We start from the raw sequence: 11,767 nt of genomic DNA, 5'->3' as shown, positions 1-11,767 counted from the left end.
AAATCACCATGACCGAGAAGAAACCCCGTCCAAAAGGACCCAAGCGTCCCCGCAAGCCAAAGGTTGATCCCTTTGCCATCGGAGAGCTGGAAATCACGGACTACAAAGATGTCAAAATGCTCCGCCGCTTTGTCAGCGACACCGGCAAAATCCTGCCCCGTCGCCGCACAGGTCTGAGCGCCAAGAACCAGCGCCGCCTGTCTGGCACCATCAAAATTGCCCGCCAGCTGGCCCTGATTCCCTACACCGAGAAACTGGTGCGCAAATGAGCAGCGTCAAGGTCATTCTGCTGGAACCCCAGGCCAAACTGGGCAAGGCTGGCGAAGTGGTCAACGTCAAAGCTGGCTATGCTCGCAACTTCCTGGTGCCCCAGGGCCTGGCCCTGCCCGCCACCAACAGCAACCTGAAAACCCTGGCTGCCCGCCTGAAGTCCAAAGAGAAGCAACTGGCTGCTCTGAAGTCCGAAGCCGAGAAGCTTGCCGAGGAACTCAAGGACCTGGCTGTGGTGCTGCACGTCAAAGCTGGCGAAGGCAAGATCTACGGTGCCGTCACCAACAGCGACGTGGCCGAGGCTGTCAATGCCCAGACCGGCAAAGCCCTGGACCGTCACAAGTTCGTGATGCCCAAGGCCATCAAGGAAACCGGCGAGTACGAAGTGAGCTACAAAGCCCACCACGACGTGTCCATTCCTGTCAAACTGACCATCACCTCCCACTAAAACGGGGCAGTGATGTGAGAAGACCAGAGCATTGCTCTGGTCTTTTTGTTTTCTTGTTTTGAAGTTTAGTTCTGGCGTTCTGCAGTCAGGGTGAGGCTGTCTGGAATCTGGGCCTCGGGGAGGCGCTCCTTGAGGATCCCCAGCAGCAGTTTCACCAGCACATTGCCCATGGCCTTTTGCCGCACAGCCACGCTGATCTGGCGGTAAAAAGGATCTTCCAGCCTGAGCATTTTCACACCAGAGGGCAGCATGAAGACCGCAAGCCGCGGCATCAGGCTGATGCCCATGCCACGGGCCACCAGCGGAAAGATGATCAGTTCGTCTTGCACCAGATTGATTCTGAGGTCCCGGAAGCCTTTTTGCTGCAGGTATTCCTGGCTGCGAACAGCGCAATTGCCATCGTTGCCCAGGATGAGCGGTCTGGAGGCCAGCATCTCTGCGGTGACGGTGGTCAGGCCTTCTGCCCAGGCTTCGGGGAACAGGGCCACATAAGGGTCTTTGAGCACAGGCCAGCCCAGATGGTCTGCAAAGTCCTCTTCTGGCAGGAAGGTCAGGTCTGCACATCCATCTGTGAGGTTTTGCTGCAGAACTGAAACCTCGCAGGCGCATTCCAGCAGCTGGATGTTCACCGCAGGATGCTGGCGGTGCATCTCGGCAATCACATCGGGCATGATCTGGCTGGCCACACTGCGGAACACCGAAACGGTCAGTTGCCCGGAAATTTCGCCTTTGAGCTGGCGGCTGGTCACCTGGATGCTTTCTGCAGCTTGCAGGGTCAGGCGCACCTGAGGCAGAATCTGTTCTCCTGCGGGGGTGAGCTTTGCCCCAAAACGTCCCCGCTGCAAGAGCTTGACCCCCAGGCTTTTTTCCAGTCCTGCAATGGCATCGCTGAGCGAGGACTGGGAAATGCCCAGAGAAAAAGCGGCCTCGGTGAATTGACCGGTTTCTGCCACAACAGCGAATGCCTTCAACTGCGAGATCCTCATGCTCCAAGTGTAGCTTCAAAATGCAGGTGGACACGTGACACTTCTAGAGCCTTTGACAGAAGAATAAGAAGTTTACTCTCTGTACGGTGTTTTTTGAAATGGAAGGATTCACCAGAATCCTTCCATTTCACTGATAAACGCAGTAGGGTGTGTTGCAGCATAATCCCCGAGAGGTCAGCCCTCGGGGAAAGAAAAGTCAAAGTTGCTCTGACCCGCAAATCACTGCAAAACCGTCTGCCAGCGGATGGTCTGATCCACCGCCAGGTTCATGCTGGTTTTCACGATCACTGGAACCTGCGGCATGTTCATGATCAGGGTCATTTTCATGCTCTGGCTGGTTTTCTGGAACAGGGGCAGGCCATCTTCGCTGATGCGGTTTTCTCCAGAGACCTTCACCTGATCCATGAAGATCTTCATCACGATGTTGTTCTTGTCGTCCAATGCACGAATTTCTGTCAGACCAGAGCTGCCGTTCACCTGAAAAATGTATTCCTGACTTGCGCCACGCTGCACGTAAGTGGTGGTGGTGTTCATGTTGAAATTGCCAGTCAACCTGTAAGGAAGTCCTTCTGTGAACTGCTCGAACGGCAGGGAAACCGACTGGTTCAGGCTCTCTCCGGGGGTCCAGGGTTTGTTGTAAATCGCCTGAAGCTGGGGGTTGTTGACCAGGTCTTTCATGCCGCCCAGCATTTTCTGGAAGGTGGGGTCGCTGACCTCATCAAATTCTATTTTGACCGTGCCATCCGGGTAATAAATGGTGCGGGCTGAGAATTTGAGGGGATCTTTGCCTGCTCCCATGGGGATGTCCATGTTCATCTGCACCGGAATGCCACCGTCTTCACGGTCTTCCAGCACCTGCAAGGTGGCCGGAATGTTCTGGGTGGTGGTGGCTGGAGGATTCAGACCTGCCCCAAAGCTCTTGCGGTAATCTTCAAGGGCCTGCGAGGTGATGCGCACATTGGGTTTGGGTTGCACGTCTACAGTCATGTTGGTGATGGTGCTGGTGCTCTGCAGGGTGCCTGTGAGCTGGGTTCCAGGAAGAGCAGTCATTTCCACAACGGTCTGGGCCTGGGCGAGTCCGCAAACACCAAGACCAAGGGTGATCATCAACATTTTTTTCATAATTCCGTTGTACTACATGTGCCGTGAATCTTGAAGCCCTGCTGAAGTGGGGTTTCCCCTTTATGGGGCAAAATTGAAAAGTCCCAGAGGTGTTTCTGAGGCAAACAGCACAAATGCAAACGGTTCAGCATAATGCAGTGCAAAGCTTTTGTGCAAGCTGTTTCACGCATGGAAAGGTAAAGGCCCTGCGTTTTAGGGTAAACTTGTACGCATGAAACTCGCCGTGATCGCAGATCTTCACGCCAACCTGACAGCAACACTGGCTGTCCACGAGGACATCAAACGGCGGGGGATGAGCGAAATTTGGGTCCTGGGTGACCTGGTGGGCAAAGGCCCCCGTCCAAAAGAAGTGGTGGACTGGGTGGCAAACACTGCCGACCGGGTCATCATGGGCAACTGGGATGCAAGGGTGGCCGGAGCAAGCCACCGGCCCCAGGACATCTGGCCCCGTTCCCAGCTCTCCCCTGGACAGGTGAGCTACCTCGCCAATTTGCCTTTCGCCATTGAAGAGACTTTTGGAAACCTGCTGTGGCGTTTTGTTCATGCCAGTTCCAAAGGGGTGTTTCACAGGGTGTATCCCCACTCCAGCCTCCCTGAGCAGCGGGAAATGTTCTATCCCCAGCCGGAAAGGGGCCTCAGTGAATTTGCAGACGCTGTTGTGTACGCAGATGTGCACGAGGCGCTGCTGGTGGATGTGGAAGGCCGCCCCCTGATCAACACCGGTTCGGTGGGCAATCCGCTGGACAGTGTGCTGGCCACCTACCTGGTTCTGGAATTTGAACGCTCCGGGTTCACCATGGGGTTTGCACGGGTGATTTATGACCGGGAAGAGGAAGTGACCTGTGCAGAGCGCAGCGACATGCCTTTCGTGAAGGAATACATCCAGGAAATCCGCACCGGGCGCTACCAGAAACGCAGGCCCCGCAACCTGGAAAGCACCTGAGCTGCCAGCCACTGGACCTGACGCTCAAACCAGAATCAAAAAGAGAAAAAGAGAACAGGAGCTTAACGCTCCTGCTCTTTTTGTTGTGGGCGCGGGGTAGTTGAAGCACGCCCATGAACATCTTAATGAAGAACCTTCAGGTTTTTTGGTGTCTGCAATCACTCCACAAAATCTCCATCTTTGCAGAGTGCCCCTTCAGATCATTCACATTTCAGCGTCTGGCACACATGGAAGCTGGTGAATTGGCTGGTGGTCAGGTCCCTGAAGGTGAAGATAACATGAATGCCTGCAGCATCCTGGTAGTAGGTGTCGCCCATGGTGCCCTTGTAGAGGTCGCTGCGGATGGCCACTTTGTTGAGCCCTTTGCCCGAGTTGTAGCCAAAATAGTAGGTGCGGTACACGTAAGCAGGCCCATTGAAGGGCAAGACCAGTTCCACCCAGGAATTGGCTGCACTGGCGGTGGGCACCGTCTTGATGAACAGGGCATCGGTGGGAAGGCTGTCCAGGGTCAGGGAAGCCAGATATTTGGTGGGCACTGCGCCCGTTCCGCTCTGCAACTGATAGACGTAACGGGGAACCGTGCCGCCACGGGTGGCAATCAGGCGGGTCTGGAAGGAATTGTTGGGTGTGCCCACCCCGTTGGGTGTGCCCCACAGATCGATGCTGGGACCATCGGAACGCAGGACTTTGTAAGGGGCTGTGGGGGTGGTCACTTCGGTGGTGTCCAGGATCCTCAGGCCCAGGTTCAGGTAGGTGTTGCGGCAGGTGTAGGCGTTCCATTCGGTTTTGAAGCTGCAGGAACTGTTGGTGAGGAACGGATGGTTGACCGTCACGTAAGTGTCGGTTGCACCCGTCACGCTGCCATCGTGGTCGTAGAACACCGCTCCCCGGTAACCATCTTTGGAGTCCTCGGTGGTGGCATTGAAGACCGGAGCAGGTGGGGTGTCCAGGTACACCCGGTTGCTGTTCTCAAAAGTCAGTCCAGAAGCGTAATTCTGCGCCACCAGCGAGAAACTGGTGTGCCTGAGGTAGCCCAGCGCAGCACTCTGGGGGGTGGTGAAGTTGCGGAACAGGGTGTTTCTGACCCCCACGTGTCCGTCGTAGAACTGGAATCCGGTGCGGGGTTCAATGTCTGCAGCATCTCCCAGGGTGTTGGGGGTGCTGCCCACCACCAGGCCGTAATTCAGGTACACACGGGAAGCTGCAAAAATGGCTCCGATTTTGTTGTCGGCCATTCTGGGTTTGTTGAGTTGCTGGTAACTTCCCCTCAGCCACACGGCCTGATTGCGGTGTTTGTAGGCCGTGAAATTGTTGAAGCTGGCCACCACAGGCAGGTTGAGCACTGCAGCATCGGTGCTGGTGAAGTTGTAGTCCTGGGCAGGTTTCTGTCTGGGGGCATAATTCACCGCGCCAGCGTCTTTCAGCAGGGACAGGTTGGAATGGTCTTTGCAGGTGTTTCTGGACATGGTGCCGTCACAGAGGGTGCTGGCAATGGCACCGTCCACAAAAAGCCCCTGCCAGTTGGAGTGGGCCACGTTGGAATCAAAGTACCCCAGGGCTTCCCGGCGGGGGTAGATGCTGTCCATCCAGGCAAGGTCCTGGGTGCCGCGTCCGAAGGGAATGGGTTTTTCAGGCAGGGCATACCAGTATCCGATGTGCGCTTCGCTGGCACTGTTGCCACTGAGGTAATTGCCTGGACGGGTGATCCAGTAGGCTGCCGGGCGGTCATCGGTGGGAATCAGGCGTGCAGCGTCCTTGAGGGCCTTGACGTAGGCCACCACGTTGTTGCGGATGGTGTTGCCGGTTTCCGTGCCTTCTTCAAAGTACACACAGTGCCCGGTGGAGTTGTACATCACGTTGTTTTCCAGGATCAGTTTGTTGGTGCCGTGAATCACCACGCAGCGGTTGTAGGTGCGCCAGATGCTGTTGTTGCGCACATACGACCCCAGACCCCCATCGGAAAGCTGGTGGAAGTGGATGGGGTAACGGCCAAACACGCTTTTCTGGCCCATGTCCCGGAATTCGGCATTCTCGATGCGCACTTTGGAACCCACCATGGCCATCAGGTGGCCCCCCTTGCTGATGGAGCCTGCCGGGGTGGTGGTGTCCAGCACGCTGTCATCGCTGTGGATCAGCACATTGCGGCTCAGCAGGCCCACTTCGGCCTGTTCGTTCACGCCTGCGGCATCTGCGCCCCAGTGTCCGTAGGTGAGGCCCTGGTTGAGGGTCAGGGTGTTGCCACTGATGGCAGTGATCAATCTCTGTTCGGTCTGGGATTTGGGGCTGTAAGGGTTGTAGAAACTGCTGGAGGTGATGATGATGGCATCTCCCACCTTCCAGTTCACCGGGTCCTGTACGGTGATGGTTTTGCTGCCCACCGCCACGGTGCCATTCAGTTTGGTCCAGCTGCGCAGGGTGGGCTGCCCGTGGATGTCGATGGTGCCCCCTCCCATGGCCCCCAGCACTTTGGCCCCCATGCTGTGGATGTTGTCTGCCAGGTTGTTGCTGGTCAGCACGATTTCGGCTTTGCCCTGGATGGGTGCGGCCTCGGTGCCCACCTGCAAAGCCCCCATCACCATCAGGTAGTCGGTTTTGAGCATCAGGTTGAGGGCCGGGTCAAAGCTGAGCATGCCATTGACTTCCACGCCCCTGAGGGCTGGAGGGCTGACATCCAGCAGCACTGCTTTTCCGGCGGGAATGGTGACGGTGTCTCCAGCCACAGGAACTTTTCCGCCCCACGTGGCAGGGTCGGACCATTTCACAAAAGTGATGGCCTGGCTCTCCAGGGTGTGGTCGGTGGGATGCGGATGGACGATGTTGCAAGAAACCAGTGTGGCAGTAAGGACCAGCAGGAGAGTTTTTCGCATCCCTTACAGTTTACTTGCAAATGTACAAATTGTAACAATTCTTATGTTCAAAACAGGACATTCTCATCATTGGGTTTTTCTGGTCCGGGTTCAGTCCTGCAGCAGCATGGGGGTTTCAGTTGCAGCAAGGTGCCCTTTCAGCAAGGCCAGAGCTGCCAGTTTCAGTTCCTGGTGAAAATCCAGCAGCAAACAGGCCAGCTCGGGATTGAGCTGCAGGGCTTCTTTTAATGGAACAGGCAGGTTGGCGGTCTGGTACAGGCCCATGATGGTGCCGTACAAATGCATCAGAACCTGGACGCCGTTTCGCACGGGCAGGGCAGCTTCCAGCAGGCCCCCCAGTTTTGCCAGTTCGCCATTCATCCACATTTTGAAGTTCAGGCCCGCTTCCACGGTGATTCCAGCTTCCAGCACCCCGGAAAGCATGCCCAGCAGGCGCAGCATGTCATCTTTGTCTCTCAGGGTCTCACTGAGGCTGGCCACCATGCGTTCTGGTGTGAGGGGAGGCTGCATCAGTCCATGCAGTTCTGCAAACCAGTCCAGCAATTTGACCTTGAGGATTTCCAGAAACAGCTCTTCTTTGCTCTGGAAGTACAGGTACAGGGTGCCTTTGGCCAGATCGCTGGTTTTTGCGACCATCTGCATGGTGATGTCGGTGTAGGGGGTGGTGTGCCACAGTTCGAGTGCGCTGTCCAGAATCTGCAACTTGCGGTTCTCTTTTTGGGTGTCGCTTCTGGCTCTTCGCATCACGGATCCCTTTCATCTTTAATGACCAACGGTCATCTGTCAAGGTGATTCATTCGGTCAGGCGGGTGAGCAGCTTGCGCAACACCGAGAGTTCCTCTGCAGAAAACCCCTCGAACACCTTCTGCTTGTCCTGAATGTGCAGGGGGAACATCTTTTGCACCAGTTGTGTGCCTTCTTCGGTCAGGCGGATTTTGAAAACCCGGCGGTCTTCCGGATCGAGGTCCTTGGCAATCCAGCCAGAATCCAGCAATTTGTCGATGCGTGCTGTCATGGCTGGCGGGGTCACGGCCATCACCGAGGCAAGTTTTGCCAGGGTCAGGCCTTCAGCAGGAGCAGAGCGGTACAAACTCAGGAGCACATCTGCTGCAGCATGGTTCAGGCCAAACGAAGAGAGAAACTGGTCGTGTTCTTTCATCAGCTTGTGGCTGGCCCGGTGCAGCACAATCAGGGTGAGGATTTCTTCCAGAGGAAGTTCGGGGTGTCTGGCTTTCCACTGGGCTTCAATTTGCTCGATCGGATGTTCCATTTTTCTTCTCCATCAGCAGCCACATGGCCACAATCAAAAGCAGGCCAGAAAGGATCTGGTGCCAGGACAGGTGCCGGTTCAACACCAGACGGTCCAGCACCTGCGACATGATCACCTGTCCCAGCACACTGGCCACCAGCCAGCCAGTTCCGCCCAGTTTGGGCGTGAAGATCACCCCGGCAATCACAAAACCGATGCCCACCAGCCCACCCAGGTAAGACCACCAGGGACCACTGGCCAGCCCTCCGGGATGGCTGAACAGAAAGACAGCTCCGGTGCAGATGGCCCCCAGCAGGAAGTTCAGAAAAGTGGTGTGCCAGCGGTTCCCGTGGTGCTGCGTGAAGCGCACATTGAACATCAGGCCCAGCCAGGCGGCTGTTCCCGCAAGCAGGCCCAGGAAGATCATGGCATTCCTTTCAGGTACACGGCAGCCACCAGCAGCAATGCGGCCACTGCCCGTTTCAGGTCAAAAGGTTTGCGGGGCAATCCAAAAGCCCCGAAGTGGTCAATCAGCAGGCTCAGCACGGTCTGGGTGGTGATCAGGAGGACCACCGTCCAGGCAGTCCCGAGGTGCTGGGTCACGATGATGCTGGTCAGGATGTAAATGCTGCCCCAGAACCCGCCCAGCCAGATGCCAGGAGGGGCACTGCGGATGGTGGCCACCGAAAACCCCCTGGCCCGTCCGGTGAACAGCAAAATCAGGGTGCCTCCGGTCATGGAAACCATGGCAGCAAACAGAGAAGATCCAGAAGCGTGGGCCAGCGTGGAGTTCACCAGCAGTTGCAAGGGGAGCAGGGTTCCAGCCAGGATCGCCAGCAGCCAGATCAGGAACACAAAAGACTCCAATCATTCATGTCTTAATTATTAAACGTTTAACCAAATCTGTCATCTGCCAGATGGACAGGACACCTCGCCAGCAAAAAGAGAGGCTTTGCAGCCTCCCTCGGTTGTGCTTCAGGACTTACTTTTGCATCCAGAAGGTGTAAGACCCGGTGCCTGTGTAGGAGGTCACCAGCCAGATGTAATACCCACTGGTTCCGGTGTAGGTGATGCTTTCCTCGCTGGTGGGGCTTTCGGAGACGCCCACCACTTCCCAGTCAGACCCATTCCACTTGTAGAGGTACAGATCAAAATCGGTGCCAGAGGGGCCTTTCATCCAGGCTTTCAGGGTGCCGCCAGAGTACTCGAAGTAATCGTTGGCCGGTGGGAAGTAGTATTCCCCCTCGGCGTTGAATTTTCCGGTGTAGGTGGTGCAGTTGGCTCCCGAGCAGGGACCGGTGGTGGTGGGTGGAGGGGTGGTGGTGACGGGTTCGCTGCCAATGTACAGCAGTTTGTTGGGGCTGCCAGCAGGGTCGGAAACCTTGTTGGGGGTGGTGTTCCCCAGAATGGCCGCCGTCACCTGTGCAGGAGTGGATGAAGTGTGACCAGCAAGGTAAAGGGCCACTGCGCCTGCCACATGGGGTCCAGCCATGCTGGTGCCACTGTAGGCATCGGTCTGGTTGTTCAGCACCGTGGAAGTGATGGCCAGACCCGGAGCGAACAGATCCACACAGCTTCCCTTGTTGGAAAAGTAGGTGCGTTTGTCTCCAGAATCGGTGGCTCCCACAGTGAGGGCTTCTGGGACACGGGCAGGGCTGTATTTGCAGGCATCATCGTCCTGGTTGCCAGCAGCAAGCACCACCGTCAGACCGGACTGGATGGCATTCTTGACCGCCTGGTCCAGGGTGGCATCTGCTTCAGAACCCAGGCTGATGTTCACTACAGCGGGTTTTTTGGCGTTCTTGATCACCCAGTCGATGCCCTCGATGACCCCATCCATGCTGCCTGAACCTTCACAGTCCAGCACCCGCACCGAGACCAGTTTGACGTTCTTCGCAACTCCATAGGTGTTGCTTCCAATGATCCCGGCCACGTGGGTGCCGTGACCATCGCAGTCGATGCCAGCTTTGCCATCTCCCACGGTGTCGATGCCCACACTGGCCCGACCACCAAAATTGCTGTGTGAGGTCTGGATTCCGGTGTCCACCACGTAAGCTGTCACGCCTGAACCATCGGTGGCATAGGTGTAACTGTTGTTAAGGGGCAAATCCCGCTGGTCAATGCGGTCCAGACCCCAGGAAGGCGGGTTGCTCTGGGTGCCCTGCTTGCGCACTTTCTGCACAGGCTGAATGTAAGACACCTGGGGATTCTGGGCCAGCGCTGCCAGTTGTGCAGCATTCAACTGGGCACTGAAACCATAAACGGCCTCGGTGAAGATTTTCTGCACCTGCCCTCCGGTTTTGCTGATGCCCAGTTTTTCGGCAATGGCTGCTCTGGACAGTTTGAGGATGCCCTGAGCGGCAATCCCTGCTGCAGGCTTTTTCAGCACCACAATGTATTTCTGGGCCACCACAGCAGCAGGGTCCACATCCAGCACAGGGGCTTTTTTCTCTCCAGTGGTGACTCTGGGAAGGGGAAGGTCATGGGTTTCAGGCAGGGATTGTTGGGCACAGGCCCCCAGGGTGAGGGCAAGCAGTGCAAATCCCAGTTTGATTTTTCTGGACATGGTCAACATCCTTTTGCTGACGGAGAACCTGTAAGTTCTCTATCAGGCATGCAAATGGGTCAAATGCGGCCCGCAGGCCAGAAAACACGCTGCGGTCGGGTCACTTCAGAATGTAACACCTCGTGCAATGTGTTAAAAGGTACGCGATACCCTCAAAACTTTAGAGACCCTTAAGTTGACCTTGAGCAAAAGCACAATTTGTGTGGATGGGGTGGAGGTGTCACGACTTCAGTGCTCAACTGTGAGTTGAACACCGTGCCAGAATTACCGTTCGGAATTTTAAACCCAGTCAAAATATCATTCATGAAAGCCCTCTACACTGCACAGGCCACCGTTGAAGGTGGAAGAGACGGCACCGTTCGCACCAGAGACGGCAAACTTCACTTGCAACTCAGCACCCCAAAAGTCCTGGGGGGCAAAGGGGGAGAAGCCACCAACCCGGAAGAACTGTTTGCTGCAGGATATGCAGCCTGCTTCCAGAGTGCCCTGCAACTGGTGGCCTTCAAACAGAAAACCCCTCTTCCCAGCAACGGCAGCATCACCGCCTCTGTAGATCTGGGAAAACTGGACAGTGGCATTTTCAATCTGGCTGTGGAATTGCAGATTCACCTGCCCGGCATGGACCAGCAGGTGGCCCAGGAACTGCTGGAAAAAGCCCACCAGATCTGCCCTTACAGCAATGCCACCCGCGGCAACATCGAGGTGAAGCTCACTTTGCAGACCGCCGAAACTGTGGGCATTTGAACCCACCCAGCCTTCAGGCAGCTCACTTTCAGGACGGGACCGCCCCGTCCTTTTTTGTGCCTCTTGACTTAGAGTGCACTCTAACCTCTAGAGTGGGGTTGTGCAGCGCTGCACCACAGCATCAGGGCCTCACCCTTCAACATTGAAACCCCATTCTGAAAGGCACAGGAACAGGAATGGATGCAAGAATGGATGCAAGAATGGATTACAGCATTGAAGACATCACCCGCCTCACCGGGTTTTCCAAACACACCCTCAGGTACTACGAAAAAGCTGGACTGCTGGACCCCATTGACCGCAACACCAGCGGACACCGCAGGTACACCGAACAGGACCTGGGCCGCCTGAACTTTCTGGGGAAACTCCGCACCACAGGCATGAGCATCCAGGACATGCGCCTCTACATTGAACTTCTCAGGCAGGGAGACCACACCCGGGTGGAACGCCTCAACATCCTGGAGCATCACCACACCCAGGTCTCCGAACAGATTGCTGCACTGCAGGACGCCCTGAAAGCCATTGAGTACAAGATTCAGCTTTACCGCAAGACCAGCAACTGAAGCTGGCAAAGG

Annotated in this window: 13 protein-coding genes; 5 read left to right on the top strand and 8 right to left on the bottom strand. The window is 56.2% G+C overall.

What is annotated here, in order from left to right:
* The first annotated feature begins 8 nt into the window (after positions 1 to 8).
* A complete protein-coding gene (gene rpsR, locus IEY52_RS12600) occupies positions 9 to 269 on the top strand; it encodes a 30S ribosomal protein S18 (RefSeq protein WP_034342595.1) in 261 nt (86 codons plus the stop codon).
* On the top strand, positions 266 to 718 hold the full coding sequence (rplI, locus tag IEY52_RS12595; RefSeq protein WP_189003045.1) for a 50S ribosomal protein L9: 453 nt from the start codon (positions 266 to 268) through the stop codon (positions 716 to 718). Before rpsR ends, rplI begins: the two co-directional genes overlap by 4 nt.
* A gap of 65 nt (positions 719 to 783) precedes the next feature.
* Here rplI and IEY52_RS12590 read toward each other — a convergent pair whose 3' ends face one another.
* Together IEY52_RS12590 and IEY52_RS12585 are read right to left on the bottom strand one after the other, a co-directional pair.
* On the bottom strand, positions 784 to 1,704 hold the full coding sequence (locus tag IEY52_RS12590; RefSeq protein ID WP_189003044.1) for a LysR family transcriptional regulator: 921 nt from the start codon (positions 1,702 to 1,704) through the stop codon (positions 784 to 786).
* A gap of 219 nt (positions 1,705 to 1,923) precedes the next feature.
* Complete coding sequence (locus IEY52_RS12585; protein ID WP_189003043.1) at positions 1,924 to 2,826, bottom strand: hypothetical protein; 903 nt, start codon at positions 2,824 to 2,826, stop codon at positions 1,924 to 1,926.
* A 211-nt stretch (positions 2,827 to 3,037) separates the two neighbouring features.
* On the opposite strand from IEY52_RS12585, the gene IEY52_RS12580 reads away from it, so the two are divergent.
* Complete coding sequence (locus IEY52_RS12580; RefSeq protein WP_189003042.1) at positions 3,038 to 3,769, top strand: metallophosphoesterase family protein; 732 nt, start codon at positions 3,038 to 3,040, stop codon at positions 3,767 to 3,769.
* A gap of 200 nt (positions 3,770 to 3,969) precedes the next feature.
* On the opposite strand, the gene IEY52_RS12575 is transcribed toward IEY52_RS12580, so the two are convergent.
* The 6 genes from IEY52_RS12575 to IEY52_RS12550 form a co-directional block, all read right to left on the bottom strand.
* Positions 3,970 to 6,636, bottom strand: coding sequence for a G8 domain-containing protein (locus IEY52_RS12575; protein WP_189003041.1), 2,667 nt, complete (start codon positions 6,634 to 6,636; stop codon positions 3,970 to 3,972).
* A 90-nt stretch (positions 6,637 to 6,726) separates the two neighbouring features.
* Positions 6,727 to 7,380 carry a TetR/AcrR family transcriptional regulator gene (locus IEY52_RS12570; protein ID WP_189003040.1) on the bottom strand — a complete coding sequence of 218 codons (654 nt, stop codon included), beginning with the start codon at positions 7,378 to 7,380 and terminating at the stop codon, positions 6,727 to 6,729.
* A 49-nt stretch (positions 7,381 to 7,429) separates the two neighbouring features.
* The gene (locus tag IEY52_RS12565) at positions 7,430 to 7,906 is read right to left on the bottom strand and encodes a MarR family winged helix-turn-helix transcriptional regulator (RefSeq protein WP_189003039.1); all 477 of its coding nucleotides are present in this window, start codon (positions 7,904 to 7,906) and stop codon (positions 7,430 to 7,432) included.
* Positions 7,881 to 8,312: a DMT family transporter gene (locus tag IEY52_RS12560; RefSeq protein ID WP_189003038.1), complete on the bottom strand. Its 432-nt coding sequence runs from the start codon at positions 8,310 to 8,312 to the stop codon at positions 7,881 to 7,883. Before IEY52_RS12560 ends, IEY52_RS12565 begins: the two co-directional genes overlap by 26 nt.
* A complete protein-coding gene (locus IEY52_RS12555; RefSeq protein ID WP_189003037.1) occupies positions 8,309 to 8,740 on the bottom strand; it encodes a DMT family transporter in 432 nt (143 codons plus the stop codon). Before IEY52_RS12555 ends, IEY52_RS12560 begins: the two co-directional genes overlap by 4 nt.
* Before the next feature lie 127 nt (positions 8,741 to 8,867).
* On the bottom strand, positions 8,868 to 10,451 hold the full coding sequence (locus IEY52_RS12550; RefSeq protein ID WP_189003036.1) for a S8 family peptidase: 1,584 nt from the start codon (positions 10,449 to 10,451) through the stop codon (positions 8,868 to 8,870).
* A gap of 303 nt (positions 10,452 to 10,754) precedes the next feature.
* Here IEY52_RS12550 and IEY52_RS12545 point away from each other — a divergent pair, with 303 nt between their 5' ends.
* Both IEY52_RS12545 and IEY52_RS12540 read left to right on the top strand, forming a co-directional pair.
* The gene (locus IEY52_RS12545) at positions 10,755 to 11,195 is read left to right on the top strand and encodes an organic hydroperoxide resistance protein (protein ID WP_373289864.1); all 441 of its coding nucleotides are present in this window, start codon (positions 10,755 to 10,757) and stop codon (positions 11,193 to 11,195) included.
* A gap of 188 nt (positions 11,196 to 11,383) precedes the next feature.
* Entirely contained in the window at positions 11,384 to 11,755 is a 372-nt protein-coding gene (locus tag IEY52_RS12540) for a MerR family transcriptional regulator (RefSeq protein WP_229684768.1), read from the top strand.
* Positions 11,756 to 11,767 lie beyond the last annotated feature (12 nt).

Source organism: Deinococcus roseus (assembly GCF_014646895.1).
Lineage (GTDB): Bacteria > Deinococcota > Deinococci > Deinococcales > Deinococcaceae > Deinococcus_C > Deinococcus_C roseus.
The sequence above is the reverse complement of the archived record's forward strand: the minus strand, read 5'-3'. Positions and strand labels throughout refer to the sequence as shown.